This is a genomic window from Variovorax sp. UMC13, assembly GCF_014170375.1.
In the GTDB taxonomy this organism is placed as follows: domain Bacteria; phylum Pseudomonadota; class Gammaproteobacteria; order Burkholderiales; family Burkholderiaceae_C; genus Variovorax.
On the sequence record NZ_LZZW01000019.1, the window covers coordinates 68,656 to 86,212 of the forward strand.

14 protein-coding genes, 1 tRNA gene and 1 pseudogene are annotated in these 17,557 nt (G+C 70.7%); all 16 read left to right on the plus strand.

Annotated elements, in window-relative coordinates:
- The first annotated feature begins 1 nt into the window (after nt 1).
- The gene (locus A9977_RS17195; protein ID WP_310936153.1) at nt 2-994 is read left to right on the plus strand and encodes a FecR domain-containing protein; all 993 of its coding nucleotides are present in this window, start codon (nt 2-4) and stop codon (nt 992-994) included.
- A gap of 39 nt (nt 995-1,033) precedes the next feature.
- The gene (locus A9977_RS17200) at nt 1,034-3,607 is read left to right on the plus strand and encodes a TonB-dependent siderophore receptor (RefSeq protein ID WP_259652016.1); all 2,574 of its coding nucleotides are present in this window, start codon (nt 1,034-1,036) and stop codon (nt 3,605-3,607) included.
- A gap of 129 nt (nt 3,608-3,736) precedes the next feature.
- Nucleotides 3,737-4,252 (plus strand): sigma-70 family RNA polymerase sigma factor, encoded by a 516-nt coding sequence (locus A9977_RS17205; RefSeq protein WP_183026089.1) that lies wholly within the window; start codon nt 3,737-3,739, stop codon nt 4,250-4,252.
- Nucleotides 4,253-4,320: 68 nt separating this feature from the next.
- The gene (locus A9977_RS17210) at nt 4,321-5,277 is read left to right on the plus strand and encodes a FecR domain-containing protein (protein WP_183026090.1); all 957 of its coding nucleotides are present in this window, start codon (nt 4,321-4,323) and stop codon (nt 5,275-5,277) included.
- A gap of 102 nt (nt 5,278-5,379) precedes the next feature.
- A complete protein-coding gene (gene fhuE, locus A9977_RS17215; RefSeq protein ID WP_183026091.1) occupies nt 5,380-7,830 on the plus strand; it encodes a ferric-rhodotorulic acid/ferric-coprogen receptor FhuE in 2,451 nt (816 codons plus the stop codon).
- Nucleotides 7,831-8,026: 196 nt separating this feature from the next.
- Nucleotides 8,027-8,323 carry a DUF3649 domain-containing protein gene (locus A9977_RS17220; protein WP_183026092.1) on the plus strand — a complete coding sequence of 99 codons (297 nt, stop codon included), beginning with the start codon at nt 8,027-8,029 and terminating at the stop codon, nt 8,321-8,323.
- A 1-nt stretch (nt 8,324) separates the two neighbouring features.
- Entirely contained in the window at nt 8,325-10,049 is a 1,725-nt protein-coding gene (locus A9977_RS17225; RefSeq protein WP_183026093.1) for a PepSY domain-containing protein, read from the plus strand.
- Nucleotides 10,046-10,414: a DUF3325 domain-containing protein gene (locus A9977_RS17230; RefSeq protein ID WP_183026094.1), complete on the plus strand. Its 369-nt coding sequence runs from the start codon at nt 10,046-10,048 to the stop codon at nt 10,412-10,414. Before A9977_RS17225 ends, A9977_RS17230 begins: the two co-directional genes overlap by 4 nt.
- A 60-nt stretch (nt 10,415-10,474) precedes the next feature.
- The gene (locus A9977_RS17235) at nt 10,475-11,128 is read left to right on the plus strand and encodes a hypothetical protein (protein ID WP_183026095.1); all 654 of its coding nucleotides are present in this window, start codon (nt 10,475-10,477) and stop codon (nt 11,126-11,128) included.
- Entirely contained in the window at nt 11,128-12,330 is a 1,203-nt protein-coding gene (locus A9977_RS17240) for an efflux RND transporter periplasmic adaptor subunit (RefSeq protein WP_183026096.1), read from the plus strand. Before A9977_RS17235 ends, A9977_RS17240 begins: the two co-directional genes overlap by 1 nt.
- Nucleotides 12,327-14,291, plus strand: a complete 1,965-nt coding sequence (locus A9977_RS17245; protein WP_183026097.1) for an ABC transporter permease — start codon at nt 12,327-12,329, stop codon at nt 14,289-14,291. Before A9977_RS17240 ends, A9977_RS17245 begins: the two co-directional genes overlap by 4 nt.
- Before the next feature lie 8 nt (nt 14,292-14,299).
- A complete protein-coding gene (locus tag A9977_RS17250) occupies nt 14,300-15,670 on the plus strand; it encodes an efflux transporter outer membrane subunit (protein ID WP_183026098.1) in 1,371 nt (456 codons plus the stop codon).
- Entirely contained in the window at nt 15,667-16,131 is a 465-nt protein-coding gene (locus tag A9977_RS17255) for a transcriptional repressor (RefSeq protein ID WP_183026099.1), read from the plus strand. Before A9977_RS17250 ends, A9977_RS17255 begins: the two co-directional genes overlap by 4 nt.
- A gap of 87 nt (nt 16,132-16,218) precedes the next feature.
- Nucleotides 16,219-16,419: a hypothetical protein gene (locus A9977_RS17260; protein WP_183026100.1), complete on the plus strand. Its 201-nt coding sequence runs from the start codon at nt 16,219-16,221 to the stop codon at nt 16,417-16,419.
- 99 nt (nt 16,420-16,518) lie between these two features.
- Nucleotides 16,519-16,595: transfer RNA gene (locus A9977_RS17265), tRNA-Arg, on the plus strand.
- A 487-nt stretch (nt 16,596-17,082) separates the two neighbouring features.
- Nucleotides 17,083-17,557, plus strand: a pseudogene (locus tag A9977_RS17270) (hypothetical protein); the annotation flags it as partial.

Sequence of the window (17,557 nt, forward strand, 5' to 3'; positions counted from 1 at the left end):
CGTGAGCAGTCTTCATTTTCCCGGCGCCACCGACCCGGTCGCCCCCGCCATCGCGCGCCAGGCGGTGCAGTGGTGGATCGAGCTGCGCTCCAGCGAGTTCGACAGCGCACGGCGAACGCTGTGGGAGCGCTGGCGCGCCGCCGACCCCGCGCACGAAGCGGCCTGGCAGCGCATCGAATCGGTGGGCGGCCGGCTGGCGGAGATCCCCTCGCCGCTGGCCAGGGCCGCGCTGACGGCCGCGCCGGAATCGATGCAGCGCCGCCGCGGCATGCAGCTGCTGACGGCGCTGGTGGTGGGCGGCGGCGGTGCACTGGTCGCGAGCCAGTCGACCGCCTGGCATGCCTGGAACGCCGACCATGTGGCGGCCGTCGGCGAGCGGCCCGCGCTGGCGCTGCCCGATGGCGGCCGCGTGGTGCTCAATTCCGGCAGCGCGATCAACGTGCGCTTCGATGCCGAACGCCGCGTGCTGCAGCTGGTGCGCGGCGAGATCCTGGTGCAGACCGCGCCCGACGCGCGGCAGAGGCCTTTCCTGGTCCAGACCGGCGCCGGTTCGGTGCGCGCGATCGGCACCCGCTTCACGGTGCGGCTGCGCGACGACGCGGGCGTCGATGTCGGTGTGCTGCAGGGCGCGGTCGAGCTGCGCCCCGTCGATGCGACGGCCGAGCTGCGCGTGCTGCAGGCCGGCGAGGCCGGGCGCTTCACGCGCACACGGACCGGGGACACGACACCGCTCGACGCCGATGCGAGTGCCTGGGCCGACGGCATGCTGGTGGTCTCGCACATGCGCCTCGACGACTTCCTGGCCGAGCTCGGGCGGCACCGCCGGGGCCGGCTGGGCTGCGACCCGGCCATCGCCGGGCTGCAGGTCTCGGGCGCCTATCCGCTGGCCGACACCGACCGCGTGCTGGCCGCGCTGACCTCGGCGCTGCCGGTCGAAGTGCACACCTATACGCGCTTCTGGATCAGCGTGAAGCCGCGGCGCGCGCGGGGCTGAGCGCGCTTCGAAAAAAAAAGATGAGCTGATTCGACGGGGATGGCTGTCAAGCAAGGGGAGGGCGCGAATGACGCGGCCTGCTTCTTCTTCTTTCCGACTGTCCATTTCCTCGAAGGCGATCCCATGTTTTCACCCACCGGCCGGCGCGTGTGCGCCGCGAACGCAGCTTCTTCCACCATGCACCTGCAGCCGATCGCGCTGGCGGCGCTGATCGTGGCCGGCGCCGCCGCGCCGCAGCTCGCCTCGGCGCAGGCCGGGGCCGCGCGCGCACCGCAGCAGCAGGCCGTGGTTCAGCGCTTCGACATCCCCGCGGGCCCGCTCGAAGGCGTGCTCAACCGGCTGGGGCGCGAGGCGGGCGTGCTGATCGGCTTCGGCTCGGCCGTGACCGAGGGGCTGCGCAGCAACGGTGTCAGCGGCAGCCTGGCGGTGCAGGACGCGCTGTCGCGTGCGCTTGCGGGCACGGGCCTGGGGGCGGTGCGTTCAGCGGGCGGTGGCTATGCGTTGAGCGCACTGCCGGCGTCTGCCGCAGGGCCGGCCGACGCAGCGACAACGCTGCCAGCGGTGACGGTCAGTGCGCAGGCCGAGCGCAGCGCCGTGACGGAGGGATCGGGCTCCTATGCGGCAGCGGGGCCCAGCACTGCGGCGACCCGGCTGGCCCTGACGGCGTGCGAAACGCCGCAATCGGTGAGTGTCGTGACGCGCCAGCAGATCGACGATCGCGGCTTCCAGTCGCTGGAGGATGTGGCGCTCGACGCCACCGGCCTCAGCACGCGGCAGATCGGCGGCGGTGAGCGCACGCAGTTCTTCTCCCGCGGCTTCGAGGTGAACTCCTTCCTCGCCGACGGCGTTCCGCTCGCCTTCGACTACGACACTCAGGGCCTTGCGACCCTGGCCATGTACGACCGGGTCGAGATCATTCGCGGCGCGGCGGGGATCGTGACGGGAACCGGCAACCCTTCGGGAACCATCAACCTGGTGCGCAAGCGTCCTACGGCGACACCGCAGGTGTCGCTGACCGCCAGCGCCGGCAGTTGGGACAATTACCGTGGCGAGATCGATGCCGGCGGGCCGCTCAACGAAGCGGGCACCCTGCGCGGGCGCGCAGTGATCGCTTCCCAAAGTGCCGATACCTTCAAGAAGGCCTATAGCCATCAGCGGGATCTCTTCTACGGAACCCTGGAGGTCGACCTGGGGCGTGACACCACCTTGAGTCTGGGGGGCTACTTCAACAAGGAGGACAACCCCGGCGCCGACTGGAACGGCTTGCCGACCCGACGCGATGGCAGTTTCTATCCCTTCGCGAGGTCGACGCGACTGACCCCGGACTGGGCCTACTGGAACAAGAGGAACGCCAGCGTCTTCGCGGAGTTGGAGCACCGTTTCGACGGTGGCTGGAAGACCAAGGTCACGGCCCGCGCGTTGCAGGCCAAGATGGACATGCTCGGCACCTATCTGTATCCGCTCGATGACGCCACGTTGTTCGGACAGGGCGTGGGCGCCTATGCGTACAAGAAGAACCAATACAGCATCGACGGCTATGCGCAGGGACCATTCCAGTGGCTCGGTCGAACGCACGAGCTGGTGTTCGGTGGCAGCTATCGGAAGAACCGGGATGACGACGGCCCAGGTGGCTGGCCGAGCGACTACGACGTGACCGTGGATCCGATGAACTGGAACGCCAGCGCGGTACCGAGGCCTGTGATCGACTATCTCTGGTCGCGCAAGGGCTACCAGACGCAGGCGGGCCTCTACGGCACGGCCCGGTTCAGCGTCAGCGATCCGCTGACCCTGATGTTGGGCGCACGGGTGGACGCCTATCGGTACCAGATGCATCTGAGCTCAGGCACATGGAACGACGACAGTGCCTACAAGGTCAGCCACAAGCTGACGCCGTACGCAGGGCTCGTCTACGACATCGGTGCCAACCATTCCATCTATGCCAGCGGGACCAGCGTCTTCCAGCCCCAGAACAACCAGAATCCGCAAGGCGCGGTGCTGGCCCCGGTGACCGGAACCAACATGGAGATCGGGATCAAGGGCGAGTACCTGGGCGGAAAAATCAATGCCAGTGCCGCTGTGTTCCAGATCGACCAGAAGAACCTGCCCCTTCAATTGGCGCAGTACCGATGCCAATCGGCCGCCGCTTCCTGCTACGCGCAGGCCGGCGAAGTTCGAAGCCGCGGCGTGGAGTTCGAGATCGCCGGAGCGCTGACACCCGACTGGCAGGTGATGGCTGGCTACACCTACAACTCGGCGCAGTTCGTTCGGGATTCGGACGCTGGCGTTGCCGGTACGCGCTACGACACGCAGACCCCGCGGCACCTCCTGAAGTTGTCGACCAGCTATCGCCTGCCGGGCGTCCTGAGCGCCTGGCGTGTCGGGGGCGCGTGGAGGACCCGGAGCGAGACGAGCACCACGTTCGGCGTGCGTCAGGGTGGCTACACGCTCATCGATCTGATGGCGTCCTATGCGGTGAACCGTCACCTCGACATCCGCCTGAATCTCTACAACGTCACGGACAAGTACTACTACCAGACCATCGGGAGCACGCAGGACAACAACCACTTCGGCACCCCCCGCAACGCATTGCTCACGGTGAACTACAGGTACTGAGTCGCGCTGTGACGGGACCTGCGAGCGGTGCAGGGGGGCATGTCGGAGCGGAGGCTGGCTACAATGAAATAAGAACCATTCTTAATTGACCGTCGGCTCCGCGCCCCGGTGAAGCCCTGGGAAGCCGCCATGCATGCCGCCGAGATCCACCCCTGCAGCGAGCGCAGCGAAGTCGCCGCGCTCTATGCCGACCACCACGGCTGGCTGCAGGGCTGGCTGCGCAGGAAGCTGGGCAATGCCTGCGATGCGGCCGACCTGGCGCAGGACACCTTCATGCGCCTGCTGGTGGCGCGCCAGCCCGAGGTCATCGTCCAGCCGCGCGCCTACCTGACGCGCATCGCCCAGAACCTCCTCGTCAACTGGTACCAGCGCCAGGCGCTGGAGCGGGCGTATCTCGAGGCGCTGGCCGTGCTGCCCGAGGCGCAGGCGCCCTCGGCCGAGCATCGGCTGGTCATCCTCGAGACACTGCACGAAATCGACGCCATGCTCGACGCGCTCAAGCCGCAGGCGCGGCGCGCCTTCCTGCTGTCGCAGATCGAGGGCATGAAGTACGAGGACATCGCGCGCGAGCTGGGCGTGTCGTTGGTCACGGTCAAGCGCTACATGCAGCAGGGCTTCCGGGGCTGCCTGGCGTTGATGGCATGAGCGCCGCGCCGGGCCGCCCCAAGCAAGCTCGCACCGCAGCGCGCAGCGCGCAGCGCGGAGGTTCTTGAATGAGCGCAGGTCTCGACGCACGCGTGCTCGACGAGGCCGCCGACTGGCTGATGCGCCTGCACGACAGCCGCGCCACGCTCGCCGACCGGCAGGCCTGCGAGCGCTGGCAGCGCGCCGATCCCGCGCATGCGCAGGCCTGGGCGCGGGCCGAGCTGTTGATGCACAAGCTGGGCGGGCTGCCCTCGGCGCTGGCGATGCCGGCATTGGGCCGGCCGGCGCACGCGGGCCGACGGGCCGCGATGGTCAAGCTGGCCGCGCTGCTGGCGGCCGCGCCCGCGGGCTGGCTCGCCTGGCAGGTGGCCGACGCGCAGGGCTGGACCGCCACGCACCGCACCGCCACCGGCGAGCGCAGCGAACTCACGCTGGCCGACGGCACGCGCGTGACGCTCAACACCGCGAGCGCGCTCGATGTGCGCTTCGATGCCCATCAGCGCCTGCTGGTGCTGCGCGCGGGCGAGATCTTCGTCGCCACCGCGCCTGACAACGCCGCCGTGCACCGGCCCTTGCGCGTGGCCACGCGCCAGGGCCTGCTGCAGGCGCTGGGCACGCGCTTCACGGTGCGGCAGGACGCGGGCCGCACGCGGCTCGCGGTGCTCGAGGGCGCGGTGCGCATCACGCCCGACAGCGGCACCACGCCGGTGGTGGTCGAGGCCGGTGCGCAGTCCGCGTTCAGCCGCGAGGCCATCGACACGCCGAGCGCACGCGACCCCGACGCCAGCGCCTGGACGCGCGGCATGCTGGTGGCCGACCGCATGCGGCTGGCCGACTTCGCCGCCGAAGTGGCGCGCTACCGGCCCGGCCTGCTGGCCTGCGACGCGGCCGTGGCCGGGCTGCGCGTATCGGGCGCCTTCCCCATCGACGACACCGACCGCGTGCTGCGCATGCTGGTCTCGACCTACGAGGTCGAGGCGGTGTCGCGCCTGCGCGGGCACTGGGTCACGCTCGTGGCGCGCTGAGGAAGAAGATTTTTTTTGCAGCGCGCCTGATACTTTTTGCGATCTCGGCTGGCAAGGCGGGTGAACCCCTTTCTTGATCTGCTTGCCAAAGGTCCGCTTCCCATGTCCGTCCGTCCTTCCCGCGCCGCTTTGGCGCATTTCCGCTTCGCGGCTTTCCCTGTGGCCCTTCATCGCGCCCTGCTGGTGCTCGCGCTCGGCGGCGCCGCCTCGGCCTTCGCCGCCGGTCCGGTCGCGCTCGAGTCGATCGCGCCGCGCGCCTACGACCTCCCGGCCGGCCCGCTGGGCCGCACGCTGTCGGCCTTCGCGGCCGAGGCCGGCGTGGCACTGTCCTTCGACCCGGCCCTGACCGACGGCCGCACCGGGCCCGCGCTCTCGGGCCGCTATGCGGGCCGCGAGGCCATGGCCGCGCTGCTGGCCGGCAGCGGCCTCGAGGCGGTGGCGCGCGACGACGGCAGCTACGTGCTGCGCCGGCGCGCGGCGGCGCTGTCGTCGGCCACCACGACGGGTGAGTCGCTGCCCACCGTCACGGTCAGCGCCGATGCCGATCGCAGCGGCACCACCGAGGGCACGGGCTCGTACACCACGCGCGCCACCGCCGCGGCCACCGGCCTCTCGCTGGCGCTGCGCGACACGCCGCAGTCGGTCAGCGTGCTCACGCGCCAGCAGATCGAGGACCAGAACCTGGTCTCGCTCAACGAGGCACTGCGCAGCGTCACCGGCATCCATGTGGTCAGCTCCGACAGCGACCGCTTCGACTTCTATTCGCGCGGCTTCTACATCGACAACATCCAGTACGACGGCGTGCCGACCTCGCTCGGCCTCTCGTTCTACGGCGAGTCGGGCAGCGACACCACGATCTACGATCGGGTCGAGGTGGTGCGCGGCGCCACCGGCCTGCTGACCGGCGCGGGCAACCCTTCGGCCTCGATCAACCTGGTGCGCAAGCGCGCCGACAGCAAGGTCTTCACCGGCAGCGCCTCGCTGGGCGTCGGCTCGTGGAACCAGCACCGCGCAGCGGTCGACCTGTCGACGCCGATCACCGAAGACGGCCGGGTGCGCGGGCGCTTCGCCGCCATGACCGAGGAACGCGACTCGCACGTCGACCTCTACCACGCACGCAAGAACGCGTTCTACGCCGTGGTCGATGCCGACCTCACGCCCGCCACCACGCTCAGCGTGGGCGCCGACTACCAGTCGAACCGGCCCACGGGCTCGACCTGGGGTGGCCTGCCGCTGGTGTTCAGCGACGGCTCGATCGCCGACTGGCCGACCTCCAAGACCACGGCCGCGAACTGGACCCACTGGAACAGCACCAACCGCAGCGTGTTCGCCAACCTCGCACACCGCTTCGACAGTGGCTGGTCGCTCAAGGCCAACCTGTCGCACCGCGAGAGCGACTACGACGCCAAGCTGCTCTACCTGTTCAGCCAGCCCGATCCGGTGACGGGCCAGGGCCTGCGCGCGCTGCCCAACTACTCGGAATACAGCTTCCAGCAGAACAGCGCCGACCTGCAGGCCACCGGCCCCTTCACGCTGCTGGGCCGCACGCACGAGGCGGTGCTCGGGCTCACCAGCAGCCGCGCGCGCGAGGTCAAGGCCGGCCATGCGCGCACCGGTGCACTGGCCAGCACCGGCGACTTCCGCCAGTGGGATGGGTCCTTCGCCGAGCCGAGCTGGGGGCCGCTGACCATCAGCTCGCTCGACCGCACGCGTCAGGACGGCCTCTACGGCGCGCTGCGCCTGTCGTTGGCCGATCCGCTCAAGCTGATCCTCGGCGGCCGCCAGAGCAGCTGGGAGGTGCAGGGCCTGAGCGAGGCGCGCAAGCACGACGTGTTCACGCCCTACGCCGGCCTGGTCTACGAGATCGACCGCACCTATTCGGCCTACGCCAGCTACACCGACATCTTCCAGCCGCAGAACTACCGCGACACCAGCGGCGCCTACCTCGACCCCGTGACCGGCAAGAGCTTCGAGCTGGGCCTGAAGGGCGCGCACCTGGGCGGGCGACTCAACACCTCGTTGGCGGTGTTCCGCATCCGCCAGGACAACGTGGCGCAGCTCGACGGCAGCCAGGTCGTGCCCGGCACCACCGACTTCGCCTACTTCGGTGCCAAGGGCGTGACCAGCCGCGGCTTCGAGGCGCAGGTCTCGGGCGAGATCACACCCGACTGGAAGCTCTCGGCCGGCCTCTCGCGCACCGTGGCCGAAGATGCCGAAGGCACGGCCGTCAACGCCTGGGCGCCGCGCACGCAGGTGCAGCTGTTCAGCAGCTACCGGCTGCAGGGCGCCTGGCAGGCCCTCACGCTGGGCGGCGGCTTCACCTGGCAGTCGAGCACTTCGTCGAGCTTCTCGACCGCGAGCGCCGACGTGGTGTTCCGCCAGAAGTCCTTCGGCCTGCTGAACCTGATGGCGCGCTATGCGTTCACGCCGCAGCTTTCGCTGCAGCTCAACCTGAACAACCTGGCGGACAAGAAGTACTACGTCAACATCGATGGGCAAGGGCAATTCGGCACGCCGCGCAGCGTGATGGCGACGCTCAACTACAAGTTCTGATCGGGGTTGTCGACGGGCCGCGGCGTGCTGGTTGCGCGGTGAAGTCCCGGCGCCTCCGGCCGCGCTTGACACACGCGCTGCAGAAAAACTGTGGTTTTTGGGGGAACAGGCCTTCCCCGATGACCCCTTTTTCGATCTCGTTGGTCATGTATCAGGAGAGGCGCTTTTTCATGCGCCCCACCTGACCACCACCCCGATGCCTTCTTCCTCCATCCCCGCGCCCGCGGGCCTGCTCGTCCTGTCCCGCCTCGCGGCCGCCGTGTTCGGCGGCTATGCGCTGGCGGCGGCCACCGCGGTGTGCCTGGCGGCCGTGCTGCCGTCCGCGCGTGCCGACGCCGTGCTCGCCGGCATGCAATTCAGCTTCGTCGTCCACACGCTCGCCGTGGTCTGGGCCTTCTCGCCGGTGCGGCCGGCCCGTGTCTGGCTCGGGTTGCTAGGGCCGGCCGTGGTGCTCGCGCTGGTCGGCTGGCTGTGGCCGCGCGTGGGAGGCTGAGATGAGCAATTCACAGACCAAGGCGGCGCACAAGGCGCTGCGCAAGAAGGCCGCAGGCAACGGGGCCGGCGAGGGCGGCTTCCGCCAGGCGCAGGCCTGGCTGCACACCTGGTGCGGCCTGTGGTTCTCGTGGCTGTTGTTCGCGGTGTTCCTGACCGGCACGCTGGCGGTGTTCGACGAGCCGATCTCGCACTGGATGACGCCCGAGCACCATGCCGAGGAAGCGGCTGCCGCCGCAGCGCCGAAGGTCGCGACGGTCGGACGCGCGCAGCGCCTCGCCTGGGGCATGGCCTACATGGCCGAGCACCATCCCCAGGCGCAGATGTGGGAGCTCTGGCCTTCCGATGCACAGGGCGGCGGCGAACTGAAGGTGTACTGGTTCGATGCCAAGGGCCAGTACGTGGCCGCGGCATTGAACCCCGCGACCGGCGCCGCGCTGGCCGCCGACACCGCCACGCCGGTGCGCGGCACCCTGGCCGGCCACCACTTCGTCGACTTCCACTACGAACTGCACGCAGGCCAGGTCGGCCTGTGGATCGTGGGCATCGCCGCGCTGACCATGCTGGTGGCGCTGGTCTCGGGCGTGATCACGCACAAGCGCATCTTCAAGGACTTCTTCACCTTCAGGCCGAAGAAGGGGCAGCGCAGCTGGCTCGATGCGCACAACGCGGTCGCGGTGCTCACGCTGCCCTTCCAGCTGATGATCGCCTACACCGGCATCGTGATCTCGGGCATGACCTTCATGCCCGTGGCCAAGCTCGCGCACGACGGCAGCGACAAGGCCGCGCAGCAGCAGTTCATGGCCGAGCTCAACGGCGGCAAGCCGGCGCGCAGCGGCACCGCGATGCCCGTGCCCGATCTCGAATCCTTTGCCGCGCGCGGCCAGGCGCTCATGGGGCAGCCGGTGCGCGCGGTGGTGATCGACCACCCCGGCGACGCCGCGGCGCGCATCGGCGTCTATGGCTGGAACGGCGAGGCCGAATCGCTGCACCGGCTGAGCCCGACCTCCGGCATGGCCTCCTTCTCGGCCGCCACCGGCGAAGTGCTGCAGGTGCGGCTGCCCGGCGCGGCCGATGGCGGCACGGCCGCGCTCGCGCAGTCGGCGATGGGCGGCCTGCACATGGCGAGCTTCGGCGGCTGGGCCGTGAAGTGGCTCTACTTCCTCTGCGGCCTGGCGGGCACCGCGATGATGGGCACGGGCGCGATCCTGTTCATCGTCAAGCGCCGCGGCAAGCACGGCACCGAGTTCGGCGGCGCCACCGCGCGCGTCTACCGGTTGATCGAAGGGCTCAACGTCGCCGCGATCGCGGGGCTGGGCATCGCCTGCATCGGCTACCTCTGGGCCAACCGCCTGGTGCCGCTGGGCCTCACGCAGCGCGCCGATTGGGAACTGCGCGTGTTCTTCGGCCTGTGGCTGCTGGCGCTGCTCCATGCGCTGCTGCGCAGGCCGGGCGCTGCCTGGCGCGAGCAGATGGGCCTGCTGGCCGCGCTGTGCCTGCTGCTGCCGGTGCTGAACTTCGCCACCACCGGCGACTGGCCGCTGGCCCAATGGCTGCGCGGCGACTGGGAGAGCGCGGGCGTCGAGGGCGTGTCGGTCGCCTTCGGCCTGGCGGCCGTCGCTGCCTTGCGCTTCCTGCGCCGGCGCGAGCGGCACGGCGTCGCGCACGCGACGAAGAAGGCCGTGCATGCCACGCCGACCCCCACCCCCGCCGAGGCCTCGCCATGAACACCACCACCGCCTCGCTGCTGGCGCTCGCGCTGGCCTTCGCCGGCATGGCCGCGCTGGGCTTCGCGATGGACCGCCACCATGAGCAGCTCACGCGACGCCGCGAGACGCCGGCCCTGCAGCGCCGGCTGTTGCGCGGCCTGGGCAGCCTGCTGGTCGCGCTCGCGCTGGCGCCCTGCCTGATCGCCTGGGGCGGCAGCGTGGGCATCGTCGCCTGGCTGGGTTTCCTGAGTGCCGGCGCCCTGGGCGTGGCGCTGCTGCTGCCCTACCTGCCGCGCACGGCGGCCACGGGCGCGGCCCTGTCGGCCGTGGCCGGCGTGGCCTGCCTGGGCTGGTCGCTGGCATCGCCTTCCCTGTCTTTCTGAGCGGCCTGCGAGGCCGCCCGCGAACTTTCTTCATCCGATTCCTCCAAGGTCCATTCACCCATGACGTTCCTGTCCTCGTTCCGCCTTCGCCCGCTGTCCCGCACGTTGTCGCTGGCCGCCGCGCTCCTCTCGCTGGCCGGTGCCTCGCAGGCGCAGTACCTGTGGCTGCAGCGCGAAGGGCCGGTGGTCGAGGCGCGCATGGGTGACCTGGGCAAGGGCAGCCAGCCGCTGGCCGGCCTGCTCGCGCCGCGCGCCTTCCTGGCCGACGGCAAGGACCTGCCGCTCGCGGCCGAGGCCGAGCGCCTGGCCATCTCCGCGCCAGCCACGCCCGCCGACCTGCGCGTGGTCACCAGCCGTGTCGACGCCGCAGCTGCCACGCCGGTCCTGCATTACTACCAGGCCAAGCTCGGCCGCGCCGAGACCAAGGCGGTCAGCGACCTGGAACTGGTGCCGACCGAGCCCGACGGCAACACCTTCAAGCTGGTCTGGAAGGGCAACACCGTGGCCGCCTCGCAGGTCAACGTCGACACCTCCGACGGCTGGCGCCGCGTGCTCAAGCCCTCGAAGGACGGCACCGTCACGCTGGGCACGCCGTTCCCCGGCCTGTACCTGCTGGAGGTCACGGCCCGCGTCAACGGCGCGGTCACGGTCGACGGCAGGAAGTACGAGGACGTGCGCCACACCGCCACGCTGAGCTTCGAGGTGGCCCGCTGATGGCGGTGCTGGCGCGTCCCGTGCGCGGCCGGCGCGCGCTCGCGATCGTGCTGGCCGCGGCCGTGGTGGCCGGCGGTGCGGCGTGGTGGTGGAAGGCACGGCCCTCGGTCGTGTACCAGACCCAGGCCGTGGCGCGCGGCGAGGTCGCGTCGACCGTCACCGCCATCGGCACGCTGCAGCCGCGCAGCTATGTCGACGTGGGTGCGCAGGTGTCGGGCCTGATCCAGCGCCTGCCGGTAGAACCGGGCAGCGTGGTGACGAAGGGGCAGCTGCTGGTCGAGATCGACCCCAGCGTGCAGCAGGCCACGGTCGATGCCGGCCGCGCGGCGCTGGCGGGCCTGCGGGCGCAGCGCACCGACCAGCAGTCCCAGCATCGGCTGGCCGCGCAGCAGTTGGCGCGCCAGAAGCAGATGGCGGCCGAGGGCGCCACGCGCGACGAAGATCTGCAGACCGCCGAGGCCACGCTGGCCTCGACCGCCGCCAAGGTCGCGCACCTCGACGCGCAGATCGCCCAGACCCAGGCCACCCAGCGCGCCGAGGAGGCGCGGCTGGGCTACACGCGCATCTACGCGCCGATGGCGGGCACGGTGGTGTCGGTGGAAGCGCGCGCCGGCCAGACCCTCAACGCCACCTACCAGACGCCCAACATCCTGCGCATCGCCGACCTGTCGGCCATGACGGTCTGGACCGAGGTCAGCGAGGCCGACGTGCGCCGCGTGAAGGCCGGCCTGCCGGTCTACTTCACCACGCTGGGCGGCCTCGACAGCGCCACGCCGCGGCGCTGGAACGCCACCGTGCGCCAGGTGCTGCCCGCGCCGCCCGTGCCTGAAGGCCCCGCCGGCGCCAAGACCGCTGGCGGTTCGGTGCCCGGCGCCGCCAAGGCCGTGGTCTACACCGTGCTGTTCGACGTCGACAACGCCGACGGCGAACTGATGCCGCAGATGACCGCCCAGGTCGGCTTCGTCACCGCGCAGGCCCAGGGCGTGCTGGCGGTGCCGCTGGCCGCGCTCACGGCCGTCGACGGCGAACCGGGCGCCTACACCGCGCGCGTGCTGGGCGCCGACGGCCAGCCGGTGGCGCGCACGCTGCGCGTGGGCGTCCGCAGCCGCCACCTGGCCGAGGTGCAGCAGGGGCTGGCCGAGGGCGAGCGCCTGGTGGTCGGCGAGAAGCCGGTCGAGGGCGTGCGGTGGATCCAGTGGTGAGCGGTGCTCCGCTGATCGCGCTGCGCGGCATCCGCAAGCGCTACGGCGGCAACGGCAGCGGCCGGCCGCCGGTCGAGGTGTTGCGTGGCATCGACCTCGACATCCACCAAGGAGAATTTCTCGCGGTGGTCGGCACGTCGGGCTCGGGCAAGTCCACGCTGATGAACCTGCTGGGCTGCCTGGACCGCCCGAGCGAAGGCAGCTACCGCTTCGGCGGCCACGACGTGGCGTCGCTCGGCGCCGACGAACTGGCCTGGCTGCGGCGCGAGGCCTTCGGCTTCGTGTTCCAGGGCTACCACCTGATCGCGAGCGAATCGGCGCGCGAGAACGTCGAGGTGCCGGCCATCTACGCCGGCATGCCCGAGCCCGAACGCGCGCAGCGCGCGGCCGCGCTGCTGGGCCGGCTGGGCCTGCCCGACAAGCTCGAGAACCGGCCCAACCAGCTGTCGGGCGGACAGCAGCAGCGGGTGTCGATCGCGCGCGCGCTGATGAACGGCGGGCGCATCATCCTGGCCGACGAGCCCACGGGCGCGCTCGACTCGAAAAGCGGCGCCGAGGTGATGACATTGCTGCGCGAGCTGGCCGACGCCGGCCACACGGTGATCGTCATCACGCACGACCGCGAGGTGGCGGCGCAGGCGCGCCGCGTGATCGAGATCCGCGACGGCGAGATCGTGGGCGACAGCGCGCGGGGCGCGGCGCCGGTCCTCTCGGGCCACACCTTGCCGCCGCTGGACATCGCCGATGCGGCCAAGGGCGGCGGCGCCTCCTTCGGCGCCGATGTGCGCGAGGCCGCGCGCACCGCCTGGCGTGGCATGCGGCTGAACCGCGCGCGCACCGGCCTCACGCTGCTGGGCATCGTGATCGGCGTGGCCTCGGTGATCGTGATGCTGGCCATCGGCGAGGGCGCGCGCCAGCGCGTGGTGCAGCAGATGGGCACCATGGGCACGGCCATCCTCTACCTGGGCAGCCGTCCGCCGCCCACGGGCGGGCCGGCCGGGTTGATCACGCCGGAGGATCTCGAGGCGCTGGCCGAACTGCCCGAGATCCGGCGCGTGCTGCCTGTGATCGGCGACCCGATCACGGTGCGCTACGGCAGCGCCGACCGCCAGGTCTACGTCTTCGCCGCCAGCGAGGAGATGCCGCTGGTGCACCACTGGCCGGTGGCGCTGGGCCGCTACTACACCGAGGCCGAGGACCAAGACCTCGCGCCGCTGGTGGTGCTGGGCCACAAGGCGCACCGCCACTTCTTCCCCGACACGCCCAACCCGCTGGGCAAGCAGCTGCTGATCGGCCACTCGCCCTTCGAGGTGATCGGCGTGATGGCCGAGCGCGGCGCCGATTCCGGTGCCCAGGACTACGACGACATGGTGTTCATTCCCTACCGCGCCGGCCGCGCGCGGGTCTACCAGGTGCAGACCCAGCCCGACTACGTGGTGGTCGAGGCCGCCTCGTCGGCCGACGTGCTGCCGGCCGAGCGCGCGATGAAGGCGCTGCTGCTGGCGCGCCACGGCCGCGAGGATTTCGGCATCGGCAACGCCGGCGCGCGGCTGCAGGCCGAGGCGGCCACGCGCCAGAGCATGACCGTGATGCTGGGCCTGATCGCCGCGGTGTCGCTGGTGGTGGGCGGCATCGGCGTGATGAACGTGATGCTGATGACGGTGCGCGAACGCACGCGCGAGATCGGCATCCGCATGGCGACCGGCGCGCGCCAGCGCGACATCCTGCGCCAGTTCCTGACCGAGGCCGTGCTGGTCACGGTCACCGGCGGCGCCGTGGGCGTGGCGCTGGGCGTGCTGGTCGCCGCGGTGCTGATCGCGCTCGCGGTGCCGGTGGTGCTCTCGGTGTCGGCCATGGCCGGCGCCTTCCTGTGCGCCGTGGCCACCGGCCTGGTGTTCGGCTACATGCCGGCCAAGACCGCCGCGCGGCTGGACCCGGTCGTGGCGCTGGCGGGCGAATGAAAGAACGCATGCAGAGAAGCCTCATCGCGCTCGGCGCGAGCCTGCTGCTTGCCGCCTGTGCGGCGCCGCCACAGCCACCCGACCGGGCCGCGCCCGCGCTGCCGACGCAATGGCAGGCGCCCGCGGCCGACTGCGCCGCCTGCACCGGCTGGCAGGCCTTCGGCAGCGCCGAGCTCGATGCGTTGACGGCCCAGGCGCTGGCGCAGAACCTCGACCTGGTGGCCGCCGCCGCGCGCGTGGCGCAGGCCGATGCGGCCGCGCGCGTCGCCGGTGCCGTGCTGCGGCCGAAGGTCACGGCGCAGCTCGACGCGAGCCGGCAGGACCGGCTGGGCGGCGAAGCCGTCGTCGCCGGCCGCAGCCTGGGCGCGAGCCTCGGCGCGCAATACGAGATCGACTTCTGGGGCCGCCACCGCGCGGCCCACGACAGCGCGCTGCGCGGCCTGCAGGCCAGCGTGTTCGACCGCGACACGGTGCGGCTCACGCTGCTGGCCGGGGTCGCGACGAACTGGCTGCAGGCGGTGTCGGCGGCCGAGCGCAGCGAGATCGCCGCGCTCAACCATGCGCGCGCCACCCGTGTGCTGGCGCTGGTCGAGGCGCGCGCCCGTGCCGGCGCGGCCACGCCGCTCGAACTGGCGCAGCAGCGCGGCCTGGTCGCCACCCAGGCGCGCAGCCTGGCGGCGCTGCGCCAGCAGGCGGTCGATGCGCGCACCGCGCTGGCGCTGCTGCTGGGCGAGACCGGCGCGCGCGCGCTGCGCACCACCTCGCTCGATGGATTGACGCCGCCGTCGCTCGGCGCCGGCCTGCCTTCCGAGCTGCTCGCGCGTCGGCCCGATGTCGCCGCCGCCGAAGCCCGGCTGGCCGCGGCCGATGCCGACGTGGCCGCGGCGCGCGCCGCGATGCTGCCGCGCGTGACGCTGGGCGGCAGCCTGGGCTACGCGGGCGATCGCGTGCGCACGCTGTTCGACAACCCGCTCTACAGCCTGGCCGCCGGCCTGGCCGCGCCGGTGTTCGACGCCGGCCGGCTCGCCGCCGAGGCGGGCCAGGCATCAGCCCGCCGCACCGAGCTGCTGGCCAATTACCACCAGGCCATCGTCGCGGCCTTCGGCGATGTCGAGGTGGCGCTCAACGCCGTCGACGGCAGCCGGGCGCAGGCCGAGGCACAGGCCGAGGAACTGCTGCAGGCCGGCCGCGCCGCCGCCCTGGCCGAGTCGCGCTACCGCGCCGGTGCCGAGACGCTGCTGACCCTGCTCGATGCGCAGCGCACGCTCTATGCCGCGCAGGACGAGGCGGTGCAGGCCCGGCTGGCGCGGCTGCAGGCCGGCGTGGCCCTGCACCGTGCCCTGGGCGGTGGCTGGCAGGTGGCGGAGGTGTCCCGGTGAGCGCCGCGCCCGCCGGCATCGTGCAGCGCTTGCGCGTCGCGCGGTTGCGGCCCACCGTGGCCCGCATCGGCGCGCTGCAGATCGTCGAAGCCGCGGCACCCGAGCGCCTGTGCGCGGAGGAGGTGTTCCGCCGGATGATGCTGCGCGGCACGCACGCCAGCATCGGCACCGTCTACCGCACGCTGCAGCAGCTCGAGGCGGTGGGCCTGCTGCGCAAGGAGTGGGGCGCGGGCCGCAAGGCCTTCTATGGCCCCAGCCTGCGCGACGGCGAGAGCGGGGGCGCCGCGCTGCGCCTGGTGTGCGGCCACAGCGGCCGCAGCGTGTTGCTCGACGACCCCGAACTGCACGCGCGCCTGGTCGCCGTGGCCTCCGCGCAGGGCATGGACCTGGCAGGGCAGGCGCTCACGCTGCAGACCGAGGCCCGCACCCGGGTGGTGGCGTCCTTCCGCCGCCGGTCCTGAGGCCTGTGCCTTTCGTCGCGGATTCCGGCGCTGTGTTGCTTTCCGGTGTCGCATAAAGTGTCCTAAAGTACTAATCTATGCGTCAGCATGAAGTACTTTGTGTTCAAAACGTCCGGGGCCCGCTGGGTCTGGGAATTGCGCATGAATGAAGGCGATGTGCTGGCGCGGAGTCCGCGCGAATTCGCGACCCTCGCACAGGCCATCGCCTCGATCCAGCTGGTGCAGTTCGCTGCCTCGGGCGCATGGATCGTCGACGCGGACGGTCGGCGTCTCGCGTGGCGGGCGTGAGGCCGGCCTGAGGGCATCCGCCCCTCGGCGCATGGCAGAATCCAGGGCTGACGCCGCAGTGCATCGCTGCATGCACACCCGCCGACGTCCCATCTTTTTCTGCCCGTAGCTCAGTTGGATAGAGCACCTGCCTTCTAAGCAGGTTGTCGGGGGTTCGATCCCCTCCGGGCAGGCCAATTTCGTCGCTGACTGTTCTGGAATTTTTAATCTCCAGCATGTTAAAGATGTCAGCGCTATTTCTTTTTTGTGACGAAATTTGACGCTAATTGCGCCCTTGCGCGTCGGCGCGCTTTGCAGGTTTTTGCCAAAACGGAGCCACAAATTCGGCGCCCGAAAAAGAGGCGACTTGAAACTTAGTGTTTTGAGCGTTGCGCAAACTTTTCACCTCACGTAAAAACGCGGGGTCTGTAGGAGAAGAGCTTGAGTGCAGACTCGAGCTTCCTGCGGAGACGTTCTCCATCGCGGGAGCGCCTTCCTCTCCTCACTGCGCCCTCGGAAGAGGTTTGCAGGCCCTGCTCGTTTCTCTCCTCGCCGGTATTCCCACACACGGTTCAACGAATGGTCTCCATCAGACCTGGGCTTTGCCCTGCGCCTCTTGTTAATGTTCGTTACCTTAAAAGGTATTTTTTAGTGTCGAAAGCATTCATCTCAAGACTCGGAGCCATGGTTGCCTTGCTGGCCATGGCCATCGGTATTCCCACCTCGGTTTTTGCCCAAAGCCAAATTCTCACCGGTCAAAGCGGCTCGTTCACGTTGTCCAGCACCACCGTGGTGGTGTATGGCGCCAGCGGGCTCTACAGCACCAAAACCCTGACGCCCGGCACCTATGTGTGCGGCGACCAATTGTTCGGTGACCCCGCGCCGGGAAAGAACAAGCTCTGCGCCGTGAAAGACAGCGCCACCACGACGCCAATGACCCTGGTGACGGGGCAAAGCGGCACCTTCACGCTGACCACCACCACGACCATGGCCTATGGCGCGGGCTCGAGCCTGAACCAGAAGACCCTGACGCCCGGCACCTACACCTGCGGCGACCAGCTCTTCGGTGATCCGGCCCCGGGCCTGAACAAGCTCTGCTATGCCATGCAGACCTCGACGACGCCGACGCCCACCCCGACGCCGACGCCAACCCCCACGC